Source organism: Saccharopolyspora sp. NPDC047091, from assembly GCF_040643635.1.
GTDB lineage: Bacteria > Actinomycetota > Actinomycetes > Mycobacteriales > Pseudonocardiaceae > Saccharopolyspora_C.
The window spans coordinates 1-14,911 of the sequence record NZ_JBEYUS010000012.1; the positions used below are offsets into that span (position 1 = coordinate 1).

Genomic DNA, 14,911 nt, shown 5'->3' on the forward strand with positions numbered 1-14,911 from the left:
GGGCCCGGCGGGACAGGTCGACGAGCTTGCCGACGGCGGCGAGCTCGTCCCGCACGATCACCACGTCGGCGGTCTCCAAGGTGAAAACGATCCCGCAGCGAGGAAAGCGCTGAGGTTCCGCCATCCGCTCACCTGCGCAGAAGAACCCGAAAGATCTCAGGCGTGCGCCGTGTTCTCGTCGGCTATCCATCGGAGGGCCAGGGCATACCCGCGGACCCCCAGCCCGACGAGGACTCCGGTCGCGATGTCCGACAGGTAGCTGTGCCCGCGGAACGACTCCCGCTTGTGCACGTTCGAGATGTGCACTTCCAGCAGCGGGGCGGTCAGCTGCGCGCACGCGTCGCGCACCGCGATCGAGTAGTGCGTCCACGCCGCCGCGTTCAGCACCACCGGGGTGCCCCCGTCGGCGGCCTCGTGCAGCCAGCCGAGCATCTCGCCTTCGTGGTCGGTCTGCCGCACCTCGACGTCCAGGCCCAGCTCGGCGCCGGTGCGCTCGCACAGCGCGACCAGATCCGGGTAGGTGGTGGATCCGTAGATCGACGGCTCCCGCGTCCCCAGCCGCCCCAGGTTCGGGCCGTTGAGCACCAGGACCTTCACAGGAACACCTCCGACCCGGCCTGCTTGCGCTCGCCCCCGGTCAGCGCCGAGTAGGCGGCGGCCACCAGCGACGGGTCCGGCCCTTCCAGCCTGCCGGGCTTGGCGAGGCCGTCGAGCACCACGAACCGCAGCATCCCCGAGCGGGTCTTCTTGTCCAGCTTCATCGAGTCCAGCAGCTGGCCCAGCGCGTCCGGGTCGTAGGAGGTGGGCAGGCCGAGCAGGTCCAGCACCCGCTTGTGCCGGTCCGCGGTCTCGTCGTCGAGGCGGCCCGCCAGCCGGGACAACTCGGCGGCGAACACGAGGCCCACGCTGACCGCGGCGCCGTGGCGCCACCGGTAGCGCTCCCGGCGCTCGATGGCGTGCGCCAGCGTGTGGCCGTAGTTGAGGATCTCCCGCTGGTGCGACTCGCGGAGGTCCGCGGCGACCACGTCGGCCTTCACCTGGATGCTGCGGCGCACCAGTTCGCCGAGCACGTCGCCCGTCGGGTCCAGCGCCGCGTCCGGGTCCTGCTCGATCAGTTCGAGGATGCGCGGGTCGGCGATGAAGCCGGTCTTGACGACCTCCGCCATGCCCGCGATGAGTTCGTTGCGCGGCAGGCTCTCCAGCGTCGCCAGGTCCACCAGCACCGCGGTCGGTTCGTGGAACAGGCCGACGAGGTTCTTGCCCGCTTCGGTGTTGATGCCGGTCTTGCCGCCGACCGCGGCGTCGACCATGCCGAGCAGCGTCGTCGGCACGTGCACCACGCGCACGCCGCGCATCCAGGTGGCGGCGATGAAGCCGGCCACGTCGGTGACGGCACCGCCGCCGAAGGACACGACGACGCCGCCGCGGTCCATGCCGATCTTGCCGAGGACCTCCCAGCAGAACCCGGCCACGGCGAGGCTCTTGCCCTCTTCGGCGTCGGGGATCTCGACCCGGTGCGCGTCGATGCCCGCGTCGGCGAGCTCCTCGCGCACGGCTTCGACGGTCGTGGTGATGCTCGGCTGGTGCAGCAGCGCCACCACCGAGGTCCCGCTCAGCAGCTCGACGAGGTCGCCGAGCAGGCCCCGGCCGACGACCACGTCGTAGGGCTGCTCGGATCCGACCGTGATGCGCACCGGCTCGGGCATCGTTCTCCACTCATTCAGTCGGGGCTCGGCAACCGCCGCCGGGACGTCGAGCGCCCCGCGGCGTTCTCCCACGATTATTCACGCATCGGCGACGGGGGTGGTGCCGCCGGGGCGGATCTCGGCCAGCTTCCCGGCGACCAGTTCGACCAGGCGCCACGGTTCGAGGCCGTCGGTGGGCTGCTCCACGTCGGCGGCCTCCCGGTACAGCGGGAGCCGCGCGTCCAGCAGCGCCTTGAACGTGGCGCGCGGGTTCACCCCGGCCAGCAGCGGACGGGAGGTCTGGGCCAGGCCGGTGCGGCGGGCGCCTTCGGCGAGGCCCACGGTCAGGAACACCACCGGGTGGTCGGCGAGCAGCTTCCGGGTGCGCTCGGAGATCACCGCACCGCCGCCGAGCGAGAGCACGCCGGGGTGCTCGTCGAGCGCGGTGGCCACGGCCTGCTCCTCCAGCGCGCGGAATGCCGGTTCGCCGTCGGTGGTGAAGATGTCCGGGATCGGTTTGGCCGCCAGCCGAACCACGTCGTCGTCTGTGTCGCGGAACGCCACGCCGAGGTGGTCGGCGAGCAGCCTGCCCACCGTCGTCTTGCCCGACCCGGGCGGGCCGATCACGACGGCGCGCGGCGACATCAGCGCACCTGCCGCTTCTCGGCGCGTTCGGCCAGGGCGGCGAGGTAGCCCTCGACGTTGCGGCGGGTCTCCGGCAGCGAGTCGCCGCCGAACTTCTCCAGCACCGCTTCGGCGAGCACCAGCGCGACCATCGTCTCGGCGACGACGGCGGCCCGGGGCACGGCGGTGATGTCGGAGCGCTGGTGCATGGCCTGCGCCGGTTCGCCGGTGTCGGTGTCCACGGTCGCCAGCGCGCGGGGCAGGCTGGAGATCGGCTTCTTCGCGGCGCGCACCACGAGCGGTTCGCCGTTGGTGATGCCGCCTTCGAGACCGCCCGCGCGGTTGCTGCCGCGGCTGACCCAGCGGGCGCCGTCGGCCGGGTAGATCTCGTCGTGCGCGGCGCTGCCCCGGCGGGTGGCGTTGGCGAACGCCTCGCCGATCTCGACGCCCTTGACCGCCTGGATGCTCATCAGCGCACCGGCGAGCCGGGCGTCGAGCTTGCGGTCCCAGTGCACGTGCGAGCCGATGCCCGCGGGCAGGCCGTAGGCGATGACCTCGACGACGCCGCCGAGGGTGTCGCCGTCGGCCTTGGCCGCGTCGACCTCGGCCATCATCCGCTCGGTCGCGTCGTCGCCGAAGGCTCGCACCGGGTTCTCGTCGATGGCGGCGAGGTCGTCCGGGCCGGGCAGCGCTTCGCCCGCGACGCTGACGGAGCCGAGGCTCACCACGTGGCTGACGATCTCGACGCCGAGCAGCTGCTGCAGGAACCGGCGCGCGACGGTGCCCGCGGCGACGCGGGCCGCGGTCTCGCGGGCGCTGGCGCGCTCGAGCACGGGCCGCGATTCCTCGAAGCCGTACTTCTGCATGCCGGGCAGGTCGGCGTGGCCGGGCCGCGGCCGGGTCAGCGGCTCGTTCCGGGCGAGCCCGGAGAGCACGTCCTCGTCGACCGGGTCGGCGGACATCACCTGTTCCCACTTGGGCCATTCGGTGTTGCCGATGCGGACGGCGACGGGGCCGCCCTGGGTGCGCCCGTGGCGGACCCCGCCGATGATCTCCAGCTCGTCGGATTCGAAGTTCATCCGCGGGCTGCGGCCGAAGCCGAGCTTGCGCCGCTCCAGCTGGGTCGCGATGTCGGCGGTGGTCACCTCCACTCCGGCGACCATGCCTTCCAGCACCGCCACCAGGGCGGGACCGTGCGATTCTCCGGCTGTCATCCAACGCAACACACCGAAATCCTGCCACGCAACGCCGCAGGCCGGGCGGGCCGGGTGCGGATCGGTCAACCGCTTCCGGGAACCGGTCCCACCGCCGTGACCAGCCAGGCGGGCAGCAGCATCGCCGGGCCGTGCGGCACCGCGCGCCGCCGCGCCGCGCACGCGTGCAGCACGGTGAGCACCGCGCTCACCAGCACGCATCCGAGGACAGCGGGCACCGACACCGCGCCGACCAGCGCGCCGAGCGGCCCGGCCAGCTTCACGTCGCCCGGTCCCAGCGCGGGCGGCGAGAGCATCCGCACCAGCCCGTAGCAGCCGGCGAACAGCGCGGCGCCGAGGAAACTCGAGACCAGCATCACGGCATCCGCCGCGGCACCGGCGGCCCCGGCCACCGCGGCGAACGCCAGCGGCCAGGCGGGCAGGGTGAGCGCGTCCGGGAGCCGGTGCGCGCGCAGGTCGCAGGCCGCGAGCAGCACTCCGGCCCAGCCCAGCAGCAACGGCACCGGTGCCCACCACACCGGTAACGCCCCGGCCACCGCCCGGACGGCGACCGGCGCCCACAGCAGCGCGGTGCCCGCGGCGCAGCACCAGCGCGGCACCGCTATCCCGATGCGCGCGGTGCGCAGCAGCGCGCGGCCGGCCCGGCCGGCCACCGCGCCGAGCGCCCCGGCCGCGAAGGCGGTGCCGATGAGGTGGGCGATCCCGCTCGTCAGATCCATGCGCCCAGCGTCGCGCCCGGACGCGGAGAGTCCCGTGCCGACATTCCCCGGCGTGTCGGCGTCCCCCACGACCGGACACGAAAGAGCGGCCCGCCGCACCGCTCGCGGGCCGCTCTCCGACGCGGACGTCAGCCTTCGACGGTGAACAACGGGTCCCCCGCGGCGACCTCGCCGTCCTCGCGGAGGTCGTGCAGCGCCTCGGCGGTGAGGTCCAGCGCGATCACCGGGCACACCGCGGAGTACCCGGCCGCCTCCACCACCGACGGGTCCCAGGACACGACGGGCGCGCCCGCTTCGACGGTGTCGCCCTTGGCGACGTGCAGGGTGAACCCCTCGCCCTTGAGCTGGACCGTGTCGATGCCCAGGTGCACCAGCACCGCGGTGCCGCCCGGGGAGGCGACCACGAACGCGTGCGGGTGCAGCGTGGCGACCGTCCCGGCGATCGGCGCGACCGCGTCCGCGGGCCCGGCCGCGGGCTTGACCGCCACGCCGGGACCGACCATGGCCTGCGAGAACACCGGGTCCGGCACGTCGGTGAGCGCGGCGGCCAACCCGGTCACGGGGCTCCGCACCTCGACGCTCACAGCAGGTCCTCGATGTCCCCGGCCAGCGTGTCCGCCTCCGGTCCGACGACGACCTGGACGACGGTGCCCTGCCGCAGCACCCCGTGCGCGCCCGCCGCCTTCAGCGCGGCCTCGTCCACGCGCGACTCGTCGCCGACCTCGCAGCGCAGGCGCGTGATGCACGGTTCGATCTCCACCACGTTGTCCCCGCCGCCCAGCGCGGCCAGGATCGCGGCGGCCTTGTTCTGAGCCACCCGAAGCTCCCTTCGTCTCCCGGCGGTCTACGTCCGTCCGGTGCGCGTTCGTCGTCCGGGAAGGGTCCCGCACTTGGTCGATCTTGCGTTACCGAGTGTCGAAGCGGCAACAAAAACAGCCCCGTCTTGACACCCATCCGTGTGAGACAGCATTCTTCCGCAGCAACTGGTTTAGACCGGACAGTACCAATGATCCCGATCACGGCGGAGCGGTTCCCGCCGGATCGATCCGGATCGATCCGGCCGACACCGCGATCCGGCCGAGAAGGCCCTGATCAGGGAGGGCGTCGTGGCCCAGCGCAGCACAGCGGACGCGCTGCTCGACGGACCCACGCCCAAGCACGCCCAGCTGCGCGAGATCCTCCGCGAACTGGCCACCGCGCAGCTGCCGCCGGGCGCCGCGCTGCCCTCCGAACGGGACCTCACGCTGAGCTACGGCGTCTCCCGGCTGACGGTGCGCGAGGCCATCGGCCAGCTCGTGTCCGAAGGCCTGCTGGTGCGGGTCCGCGGCAAGGGCACCTTCACCGCGCGGCCCCGCGTCGACGTCCGGCTGGACCTGGCCTCGTTCACCGAGGACATGCGCCGCCGCGGCCTGCGGGCGGAGACCGAGGTGCTCGGCCACGCCGAACTGCCGCCGCCCCCGGACACCGCCGAAGCGCTCGGCCTCGAACCGGGCGCCCCCGCCTACTGGCTGACCCGGCTGCGCAAGGCCGACGGGGCGCCGCTGGCCGTGGAGCGCGGCTGGTTCCACCCGGCGGCGGCGCCGGGCCTGCTCGGCCGCGACCTCACCGAATCGATGTACTCGCTGCTGGAGCGGCACTACGGCGTCCGGCTGGAGCACGCGATGCAGACGGTGCTGGCCGAGAGCGCCGACGCGGAGACCGCCCGGCTGTTGCGGGTGCAGCCCGGCAGCCCGCTGCTCGTGTTCCGCCGGATCTCGACTTCCCGCGAAGCCCCGGTCGAGGACATGCGTTCCTGGTACCGAGGGGACGCGTACCAAGTGACGATGCCCCTGCGAACTCAGGCCGGAAGCACCGGCCGTCCACCCGAGGAGGTAGCCCCATGACCGTCGGCTCAGCGAGCGGCGGCGCGAGCTCGAAGGGCTTCGCGCTGCTGCAACGGCTCGGCCGGAGCCTGATGCTGCCGATCGCGGTGCTGCCCGCCGCGGCGCTGCTGCAGCGGCTCGGCCAGGAGGACCTGCTGGGCAGCGTCCCCGGCCTGCAGACCGCCGCCGGAGTGATCGGCGCGGCCGGCGGTGCGCTGTTCGACAACCTGCCGCTGCTGTTCGCGATCGGTGTCGCGATCGGCTTCGCCCGCAAGGCGGACGGCACCACCGCGCTGTCGGCGGCCGTCGGCTACCTGGTGCTGGCCGGCGTGATGTGGGAGATCACCGGGCAGGAGGCCGGGACCTCGTACAACAAGGGCCCGTACGGCGTGCTCGGCGGCATCATCGCCGGTCTCGTCGCGGCCTGGCTGTGGCAGCGCTACCACCGGATCAAGCTGCCCGACTACCTCGGGTTCTTCGGCGGACGCCGGTTCGTGCCGATCGTGACCGCGGTGTCCATGCTGGTGATCGGCACCGTGCTGGGTCTGCTGTACCCGCTGTTCGACGCGGGGCTGACCGCGTTCAGCGACGTGGTGACCGCGAACGCCGTGCTCGGCGGCGGCATCTACGGCCTGATCAACCGGCTGCTGCTGCCGTTCGGGCTGCACCACATCCCGAACAACGTGGTGTGGTTCCTGTTCGGCGACTACCACGGCCAGAAGGGCGACATCGCCCGGTTCTTCGAGGGCGACCCGACCGCGGGCACCTTCCAGACCGGCTTCTTCCCGATCTTCATGTTCGCGCTGCCCGCCGCCGCGCTGGCGATCTGGCGCAGCGCGCCGCCCGCGCAGCGCAAGGTCGTCGGCGGCGTGATGCTCTCGGTGGGGCTCACCTCGTTCCTCACCGGCATCACCGAGCCGCTGGAGTTCTCGTTCATCTTCGTGGCCTGGCCGCTGCTGCTGATCCACGCCGTGCTCACCGGTACCTCGCACATGCTGGTGAACTACCTGGACATCCACTCCGGGTTCGGGTTCTCGGCGGGCGCGATCGACTACGTGCTGAACTTCGGCATCTCGCAGCGGTCGCTGTGGCTGATCCCGATCGGCCTGGTCTACGCGGTGATCTACTACTTCGTGTTCCGGTTCGTGATCACGAAGTGGAACCTGCGGACCCCGGGACGGGAGGATGCGGGCGAAGGTTCGGCGCTGCTGGACGAAGGCCAGGGCGGCACCGAGAAGCCCGCAGCGGCTCCGACGGCCCCAGCGGCCGGAGCCGGAACCGCGGAATCCGGGGAGAACACCAGCACCACCACGACGACCATGTCCACTGACACCCCGGCCGAGGGCGGCGCCGACGCGACGTCCGCCGGCGGCGAGGACACCGGCAAGTCCTGAGCCGCGACCCGGCTCCAGCACCTCCACCAGGAAAGGGGAACCCCATGCCCGAGCGACGGGTGACCGTGGCCAGCAAGGTCGGCCTGCACGCGCGCCCCGCCGCGCTGGTCGCCAAGGCGGCCGCGGCCCAGACCGTGCAGATCACCATCCGCAAGTCCGACACCGAGCCCGTCCAGGCGGGCAGCATCCTCGGGCTGATGACGCTCGGTGCCGGTCACGGCGACGAGGTCGTCCTCGCCGCCGAGGGCGATGGGGCGGACGCGGCTCTGGACCAGCTCGCGGAGCTCGTCGGATCGGATCTCGACGCGCAGTGACGCCGTGCTGAAGCGGGGGTGGTGCCGGTCCGGCACCACCCCCGCCGTCGTTCCGGCTCGCGGCGATCAGACCGCGTTCTGCTCGATCCAGTCCGCGTGCGCGGTCAGGTCGGTCCAGATCCCGGTGCCGGTGCCGCAAATCGGGCTCTCGTCGCCGTCGCGGCTGGTCGCCCCGATCAGCTCCCAGCGCCCCGGCTCACCGGTCAGCTGCGGCCCGCCGGAGTCGCCGTTGCAGCCCTGGGCGCCTTCGGTGGGGCTGTCGGTGCACAGCTCGGTGGCGTCGTCGAAACCGTTGGAGCACCGGTCGCCCGGGACGATCTCGGTGTCCAGCTCCTGCAGCTGCGTCGGCAGTTCGGGGCACTGCTCGCGGTCGTCGCAGGTGACGCCCCAGCCGATGATCCGGGTCGCGTCGCCGGGCGCGCCGGAGTCGGCGGCCAGCGCGATCGGCTGCTGCTCCACGGCCCGATCCAGCTTCACCAGCGCCACGTCGTTCGTGGGCTGCTCCCCGTCGTAGCCGGGGTGCACGATCAGCTCCGAGACGCCCGCGACGGTCCCACCCGTGGTGTTGTCCGCGCTGCCGACCCGGGCCTGGACGTCGCCCGGCTGCTGGCCGGCGGCGCAGTGCGCGGCGGTCACCACCCAGTCCGGGCGGATCAGCGAACCGCCGCAGAAGTGGCCGCCGTTCCCGGTGAACTGCAGCGACACCATGAACGGGTACTGCTCGGTGGCGTCGTGCCCGCCGACGATCATCGGTTCCATCTCGGGTTGGGCCGCGGCCGAGGCCACCGGCGCCGCCGCGAGCGTGATCGCCCCCAGCACCCCCAGCAGCACTGCTCGTCCGTCCCGGGTCCGGCGGGTGGATCGGGTCATCGCTCGCTCCTCGTTCGGTGATCTCCTGCGAGAGCGAGGCTAGGGAAATCCCCGCACCCGCGGATCAGCCGAACGGACAGGACGATCTCGTCCTTCCAGCCAAGGGAGGCGACGGGATCAGAGCGGGAGGGCCAGTTCTCCGCCGGTGGCCGCCAGCAACGCGTCGCGCATCGCCGCACGCGGAGCAGGCCTGCCGGTGAACTGCTCGACCTGGCCGAACGCCTGGTGCAGCAGCATGTCCAGCCCGGTCGCCAGCCGCCCGCCCGCGGCGGACACCGCGTCGGCCAGCGGAGTCGGCCACGGGTGGTAGATCACGTCGAGCACGCAGGCCGCCCGCGCCAGCTCCGGGGCGTGCGCGTCGGCGGCACCCGCGGGCAACGTGGACACCAGGACGTCCACTTCGGACGCCGCAGCGCCCAGGTCCAGCGCGTCCAGCCGTTCGACCGAGACCCGCAGCCCCACCTGCTCCGCGGTCAGCACCACGTCCCGCGCCCGGGCGGGCTCGCGCACCGCCACGGTCAGCTCCGCGAGGCCCAGCTCCGCGAACGCGGCGACCGCGGCGGCGGCCGTGCCGCCCGCGCCGAGCAGCAGCGCCCGGTGGCCGCCGGTGAAGCCACCCGCGGCCCGCAGCGCGCCGGTCACGCCGTCCACGTCGGTGCAGTCCGCCGCCCACTCCCCCGATCCGAGCCGGGTCAGGGTGTTCGCCACGCCCACCGCGGCGGCCCGGTCGGTGACCTCCTTCGCCAGGCGCAGCGCGGCGCGCTTGCCCGGCATGGTCACCGACAGGCCCGCCCACTCCGGTCCGAGGGACCCGACGAGCTCGACGAGCCCGTCGGCGTCCCGGTCGAACCGCTCGTAGCTCCAGCCGGTCAGTCCCAGCTCGCGGTAGGCCGCGGTGTGCAGCACCGGCGACAAGGAGTGCCCGATCGGCGAACCGACCACGGCGGCCTTGCGCCCCGCAGGATCAGAACGCGCCACGTTGCTGCGCCTCGACGATGTAGCGGTCGTGCTCGGCCATCGTGGTGGCGAAGCAGGACGTGCCGTCCGGGAAGCACTTCACGAAGTACACCCAGGTGCCGTCGGCCGGCTTCTCCGCCGCGGCCACGGCGGCCGTGCTCACCGTGGAGATCGGCGTCGGCGGCAGGCCGTAGTTCTGGTAGCTGTTGTACGGCCCTTCCCGCTGGCGGTCCTCCGGCTTGGTCAGCAGCGTCGGCTTGTCCAGCGGGTAGTTGATCGTCGAGTCGAACTGCAGCCGCATCTGCGGATCGGTGGTGCGGTTGTAGATCACCCGGGAGACCTTGTCGAAGTCCCGCTCGATGCCTTCGCTCTGCACCAGCGAGGCGATCGTGAGCAGCTCGTACGGGGAACGCCCGGTGCCGTCGGCGGCCTGCGGCAGACCCGCGGCCTCCAGCAGCGCCGCGGACTTCGTCACCACCTGGCGCAGCACCTCCTGGGGCGGCTCGCCGGGCTTCACGTCGTAGATGCCGGGCATGATCAGCCCTTCGAGCCGCCGTTCCGGCTCTGCCTTCGACGCGCCTTCGATCGCCCAGTCCGGCACGCCCAGCGTGGCGAGGTCGGCGGTGCCCGCGGCCTCGTGCATCTGCTCGGAGGTGGTGCACTTGCTCTCGTCACCGGTGCAGGTCGCTTCGGCGAGCTTGGTGAGGATGCCCGGCGTCTTGCCGCCGTCGGGGCTCTGCTGGTCCTCCAGCCGCTGTCCGCCGCGCACCTCGATGCGGCCGGTCTTGGCCTCCGGCGACAGGATGTAGCTGACCGCGGACGCGCCGGACATCTTCGACTTCATCAGGTAGAAGCCCGGCTGGATGCTGTTGATCTGGTTGTTGTCCTGCGCCGCCTTGGTGAACGCGGTGGAGGAGGCCACCACGTCCGCCTTGGCCAGGGTCTGGCCGATGGCGCTGACGGTGTCGCCGGAGGAGACCTCCACGATCACCTCACCGGTGCCCTCGCCCTGGTAGTCGTCGTAGGACCCGATCTGGAGTATCTGCATGGCGCCGTACACCACGCCCCCGCCCACCAGCAGCAGGACGAGGAGTCCGGCCAGGGCGGTCACCGAACCGCGTCGCTTCCGGCGGCGCAGTTCGGCCCGCTGCTCGCGGACCTCCCTGCGGCTGCGCCGTGGCGGCTCGCCCGCGTCGTCCGCGAACAGGCCGAGATCGTCGCTCACGAAAGGTCCTCTCAGGTGGTCTGCGACCGGGCGTCAAGCCATGCCTGCAAGATCTCCACTGCGGCGGCCTGGTCGACCACGGCGCGTTGTCGCTTGCCGCGAACCCCCCGTTGGGAGAGCATGCGGCTCGCCGTGACCGTGGTCAACCGTTCGTCGTGAAAGCGCACCGGGATCGGATCGATCCTGGTGGCCAGTGCTTCGGCGTACGCGTGGGCGGACTCGGCGGCACTGCCGTGCCTGCCCGCGAGCGTCTTCGGCAGGCCGACCACGACTTCGACCGCCTCGTGCTCGGCGACCAAGCGGGTCAATTCCACCAGGTCGCTCTCCGCGTCCACATCTCGCCGGAGCGTGACGAGCGGGGTCGCCAGCATCGGTGCCGGGTCGCTGAGCGCGATCCCGACACGCACCGCGCCGACGTCCACCCCGATCCGGCGTCCCGCTCCCGGGTCAGGGGCGTCGGCCGCCGGGCCGACGCCCCGCTGTCCTGAGGTCACCCCTGGACCGACCCGTCCAGCGCGCGGCGCAGCGCCTCGATCGCGGCGGGCACTCCGGCCGGGTTCGAGCCACCGCCCTGCGCCATGTCCGGCTTGCCGCCACCGCGACCGCCGACCTCGGCGGCGAACGACGGGACCAGCTTGCCCGCGGCGAGACCGAGGTCCCGCGCGGCGTCGTTGATGCCGACCACGAAGGACACCTTGCCCTCGGCCGGGTCGGCGGCGAACAGCGCCACCACCGCGGGGCGCCCGGCGAGCCTGCCGCGGACCTCGCCGGCCAGCGCGCGCAGCGCACCGCCGTCGACGCCGTCCGGGACCTGCTCGGCGACCAGGCTCACGCCGCGCACGTCGGCGGCGCGTCCGGCGAGGTCACCGGCGGAGGACAGCACCTGCTGCACGCGCAGCTGCTGCAGCTCCTTCTCGGCACCGCGCAGCCGGGCGACGACGCCCTCGATGCGCTCCGGGAGTTCCTCGGCGGGCACCTTGAACTGCTCGGCGAGCTGGGTGACCAGCAGGTGCTCCTTGCTGATGTGGCGCATCGCGTCCATGCCGACGAGCGCCTCGACCCGGTGCACGCCGGACCCCACCGAGGAGTCCGCGACGAGCTTCACCACGCCGAGCTGGCCGATCCGGCCCACGTGCGTGCCACCGCACAGCTCCCGCGAGTAGTCACCCATGTCGACCACCCGCACCTGGTCGCCGTACTTCTCGCCGAACAGCGCCATCGCGCCGAGCTCCATCGCCTTGTCCATCGTCGTGGTGTACGACGAGACCTCGACGTCGTTCTGCAGGTAGGAGTTGACCTCTTCCTCCACGCCGCTGAGCACCGAGGCCGACACCGAGCTGGGCGCGGTGAAGTCGAACCGCATCCGCCCCGGCGAGTTCAGCGACCCGGCCTGCGCGGCCCGCTTGCCGTAGGCGCCGCGGACCGCCGCGTGCACCAGGTGCGTCGCCGAGTGCGAGCGCTCGATGGCGCGCCTGCGGTCCCGGTCCACCGCGGTCTCGAGCTCGGTGTCCACGCCCAGCTCACCGGAGACGACCTTCGCGCGGTGCACGAACAGGCCGGGGACGGAGCGCTGCACGTCGGACACGCGCACCTCGACGCCCGGGCCGACCAGGGTGCCGGTGTCGGCGATCTGGCCACCACCCTCCGCGTAGAACGGGGTGCGGTCGAGCACCAGCTCCACCTCGGTGCCCGCGGCCGCCGACTTGGCGGGGACGCCGTCGACGAGCAGGCCGAGCACCCGGCTCTGCGACTCCAGGTCGGTGTAGCCGATGAACTCGGTGGTGCCGTGCTGGTCCAGCAGCGTGCGGTAGGTGGACAGGTCGCCGTGGCCGGTCTTGCGGGCCTTCGCGTCCTCCTTGGCGCGGCGGCGCTGCTCGCCCATCAACTCGCGGAAGCCCACCTCGTCCACGGCCAGGCCCTGCTCGGCGGCCATCTCCAGGGTCAGGTCGATCGGGAAGCCGTAGGTGTCGTGCAGCTGGAACGCCTTGGCGCCCGCGAGCTGCTGCCCACCGGCCTTCTTGGTGTCGGCGACCGCCACGTCGAAGATCTTCGAGCCGGCGGTGAGGGTGGTCAGGAACGCCTCTTCCTCGTTCCGGATCACCGAATCGATCCGCTCGAACTCGGTCTTGAGCTCGGGGTAGGACGGCGCCATCGCGTCCCGCACGACCTGGGTGAACTCGCCCAGCACCGGCTCCTGCACGCCCAGCAGGCGGGTGGAGCGCACGATGCGGCGCAGCAACCGGCGCAGCACGTAGCCGCGGGCCTCGTTGCCGGGGGTGACGCCGTCGCCGACGAGCATCACGCCGGAGCGGGCGTGGTCGGCGATGACGCGGAACCGCACGTCGTCCTCGGCGTTCGCGCCGTAGCGGCGGCCGGAGAGCTCCTCGGCCTTCGCGATCACCGGGCGCACCAGGTCGGTCTCGTAGACGTTCTCCACGCCCTGCAGCAGGCACGCGACCCGCTCGACGCCCATGCCGGTGTCGATGTTCTTCGTCGGCAGCTCACCGAGCAGCGGAGCACCCTTCTTCGGGCTCTCCTCACCCCGGATGTCCTGCATGAACACCAGGTTCCAGATCTCGATGTAGCGGTCCTCGTCGACGTTCGGGCCGCCCTCGCGGCCGTAGTCCGGGCCGCGGTCGTAGTAGATCTCCGAGCAGGGGCCGCCGGGGCCGGGCACGCCCATGTCCCAGTAGTTGTCCTCCGCGCCGCGCACCTGGATGCGGGCCGGGTCGATGCCGGTCGTGTTGCGCCACAGCGCCGCCGACTCGGTGTCGTGCTCGTAGACGGTGACCCACAGGCGTTCCGGGTCGATGCCGTAACCGCCGTCGGCGACCGAGGAGGTCAGCAGCTTCCACGCGTGCTCCATGGCGCCTTCTTTGAAGTAGTCGCCGAAGGAGAAGTTGCCCGCCATCTGGAAGAACGTGTTGTGCCGGGTCGTCTTGCCGACCTCGTCGATGTCGCCGGTGCGCACGCACTTCTGGATGCTCGTCGCACGCGGGTACGGCGCCGGGGCGTCACCGAGGAAGTACGGCTTGAACTGCACCATTCCCGCGTTCACGAACAGCAGGGTGGGGTCGTCCAGGATCAGGGAGGCGCTGGGCACCACGGTGTGGCCGGTGCCGCGGAAGTGCTCGGTGAAGCGGTGGTTGATCTCGTGGGTCTGCACGGTGGTTCCTTCGGAGGGTGCTGCGGGGTCGGGGTTCGGGGTCGCGGCGGGACGCGTGGGCGGGGCGTTCGGGGAACCGGGGGCGGTCCGCTACCGGTGAGCCGGATCGGGCCGCACCGGTTCCCCGGAACGCCCGCCGTTCAGCGTTCCGCCCGGCGAGCTCGCCGAGCCGGTGCGCGCACACCATCAGCGGCCGGGCGAACCCGGCCTTCCGCCGGTCGAGCGTCGATCGCGCGGGGCTCGGACTGCCACCGCGGCACCGAGGTGCCGTCGACGACGTCCTGCAGCTCCTGCTCCCGTTCGCTCATCCCGGCGCGCACGTCCGCGCCGAACGAGCCGACGGCCCCCGCGAGTTCGCGCATGGCGCCACCGAGCTGCTCGGCGACGCCGCTCGGGGTCGCTTTGCGGGCGGTCTCGTTGACCTTGCGGGTCACGAACACGCCTGCGGCGATACCGGCCCCGAACCAGAACATCCGCCTCACTTGCGTCCTCCCTTGCGACGGGAGTGCTTGCCCCACGGCTCTTCCTTGCGCTTGCGGCGAGCTCGGAGAGCCTTGCTCACCCCGTACGAGAAGGCCGCGGTCTTCACCAACGGGCCACCCAGTGTAGCCGTGAACAGCGACGACAACGCCGAGACGTTGCCGCTGACCGTCTTGGCGTTGGCCGTGATGCCGTCCACCCGCTCCAGCTGGGTGTTGACGTGCGTCAGGGTCGAGTTGGCCCCGGTGAACAGCGGGTCGGTGTTCTCGTGCGCCTTGCGGATCGCGACGGTCGCCTCGTCCAGCGTTCGGCCGAGCTTGACCAGCGGGATCGCCAGCAGCACGACCAGCAGCACGAACGCGCCCGCGACGATCAGCGCGGCGATCTGCGTGGGCGTCACG

At 72.3% G+C, this 14,911-nt stretch carries 17 protein-coding genes; 3 read left to right on the top strand and 14 right to left on the bottom strand.

The genetic code is table 11. From position 1 onward, the window contains the following. Positions 1 to 156 precede the first annotated feature (156 nt). From aroQ to ABZ805_RS08260, 7 genes are all read right to left on the bottom strand, one after another. Positions 157 to 597, bottom strand: a complete 441-nt coding sequence (gene aroQ / locus ABZ805_RS08230) for a type II 3-dehydroquinate dehydratase (protein ID WP_358436211.1) — start codon at positions 595 to 597, stop codon at positions 157 to 159. Continuing rightward, positions 594 to 1,706 carry a 3-dehydroquinate synthase gene (gene aroB, locus ABZ805_RS08235; protein WP_358436214.1) on the bottom strand — a complete coding sequence of 371 codons (1,113 nt, stop codon included), beginning with the start codon at positions 1,704 to 1,706 and terminating at the stop codon, positions 594 to 596. The genes aroQ and aroB overlap by 4 nt, the downstream gene beginning before the upstream one ends. 78 nt (positions 1,707 to 1,784) lie before the next feature. Further along, a complete protein-coding gene (locus ABZ805_RS08240) occupies positions 1,785 to 2,330 on the bottom strand; it encodes a shikimate kinase (RefSeq protein ID WP_358436216.1) in 546 nt (181 codons plus the stop codon). Further along, positions 2,330 to 3,535, bottom strand: a complete 1,206-nt coding sequence (gene aroC / locus ABZ805_RS08245) for a chorismate synthase (RefSeq protein WP_258341943.1) — start codon at positions 3,533 to 3,535, stop codon at positions 2,330 to 2,332. Before aroC ends, ABZ805_RS08240 begins: the two co-directional genes overlap by 1 nt. A gap of 53 nt (positions 3,536 to 3,588) precedes the next feature. Then, the gene (locus ABZ805_RS08250) at positions 3,589 to 4,242 is read right to left on the bottom strand and encodes a prepilin peptidase (protein ID WP_358436218.1); all 654 of its coding nucleotides are present in this window, start codon (positions 4,240 to 4,242) and stop codon (positions 3,589 to 3,591) included. 128 nt (positions 4,243 to 4,370) lie between these two features. After that, positions 4,371 to 4,826: a PTS glucose transporter subunit IIA gene (locus ABZ805_RS08255; RefSeq protein ID WP_358436220.1), complete on the bottom strand. Its 456-nt coding sequence runs from the start codon at positions 4,824 to 4,826 to the stop codon at positions 4,371 to 4,373. Continuing rightward, on the bottom strand, positions 4,823 to 5,059 hold the full coding sequence (locus ABZ805_RS08260; RefSeq protein ID WP_224956593.1) for a glucose PTS transporter subunit EIIB: 237 nt from the start codon (positions 5,057 to 5,059) through the stop codon (positions 4,823 to 4,825). Before ABZ805_RS08260 ends, ABZ805_RS08255 begins: the two co-directional genes overlap by 4 nt. A gap of 289 nt (positions 5,060 to 5,348) precedes the next feature. On the opposite strand from ABZ805_RS08260, the gene ABZ805_RS08265 reads away from it, so the two are divergent. The 3 genes from ABZ805_RS08265 to ABZ805_RS08275 are packed head-to-tail and all read left to right on the top strand — an operon-like array spanning position 5,349 to position 7,812. Further along, positions 5,349 to 6,125, top strand: coding sequence for a GntR family transcriptional regulator (locus tag ABZ805_RS08265; protein WP_358436223.1), 777 nt, complete (start codon positions 5,349 to 5,351; stop codon positions 6,123 to 6,125). Then, positions 6,122 to 7,498, top strand: a complete 1,377-nt coding sequence (locus ABZ805_RS08270; protein WP_358436225.1) for a PTS transporter subunit EIIC — start codon at positions 6,122 to 6,124, stop codon at positions 7,496 to 7,498. The genes ABZ805_RS08265 and ABZ805_RS08270 overlap by 4 nt, the downstream gene beginning before the upstream one ends. Positions 7,499 to 7,542: 44 nt before the next feature. Further along, on the top strand, positions 7,543 to 7,812 hold the full coding sequence (locus ABZ805_RS08275) for an HPr family phosphocarrier protein (RefSeq protein WP_224956596.1): 270 nt from the start codon (positions 7,543 to 7,545) through the stop codon (positions 7,810 to 7,812). A gap of 66 nt (positions 7,813 to 7,878) precedes the next feature. Here ABZ805_RS08275 and ABZ805_RS08280 read toward each other — a convergent pair whose 3' ends face one another. From ABZ805_RS08280 to ABZ805_RS08310, 7 genes are all read right to left on the bottom strand, one after another. Beyond that, positions 7,879 to 8,682 carry a serine protease gene (locus ABZ805_RS08280; protein ID WP_358436229.1) on the bottom strand — a complete coding sequence of 268 codons (804 nt, stop codon included), beginning with the start codon at positions 8,680 to 8,682 and terminating at the stop codon, positions 7,879 to 7,881. 117 nt (positions 8,683 to 8,799) lie between these two features. Beyond that, complete coding sequence (locus ABZ805_RS08285; protein WP_358436232.1) at positions 8,800 to 9,660, bottom strand: shikimate dehydrogenase; 861 nt, start codon at positions 9,658 to 9,660, stop codon at positions 8,800 to 8,802. Beyond that, complete coding sequence (gene mltG / locus ABZ805_RS08290) at positions 9,647 to 10,864, bottom strand: endolytic transglycosylase MltG (protein ID WP_358436235.1); 1,218 nt, start codon at positions 10,862 to 10,864, stop codon at positions 9,647 to 9,649. The genes ABZ805_RS08285 and mltG overlap by 14 nt, the downstream gene beginning before the upstream one ends. A gap of 11 nt (positions 10,865 to 10,875) precedes the next feature. Beyond that, a complete protein-coding gene (ruvX, locus tag ABZ805_RS08295; RefSeq protein WP_358436238.1) occupies positions 10,876 to 11,286 on the bottom strand; it encodes a Holliday junction resolvase RuvX in 411 nt (136 codons plus the stop codon). 68 nt (positions 11,287 to 11,354) lie between these two features. Further along, entirely contained in the window at positions 11,355 to 14,030 is a 2,676-nt protein-coding gene (gene alaS, locus ABZ805_RS08300) for an alanine--tRNA ligase (protein ID WP_358436240.1), read from the bottom strand. 140 nt (positions 14,031 to 14,170) lie between these two features. Next, positions 14,171 to 14,512: a hypothetical protein gene (locus tag ABZ805_RS08305; RefSeq protein WP_358436243.1), complete on the bottom strand. Its 342-nt coding sequence runs from the start codon at positions 14,510 to 14,512 to the stop codon at positions 14,171 to 14,173. Then, the gene (locus ABZ805_RS08310) at positions 14,509 to 14,910 is read right to left on the bottom strand and encodes a DUF948 domain-containing protein (RefSeq protein WP_224962481.1); all 402 of its coding nucleotides are present in this window, start codon (positions 14,908 to 14,910) and stop codon (positions 14,509 to 14,511) included. Before ABZ805_RS08310 ends, ABZ805_RS08305 begins: the two co-directional genes overlap by 4 nt. Between the last annotated feature and the right edge of the window lies 1 nt (position 14,911).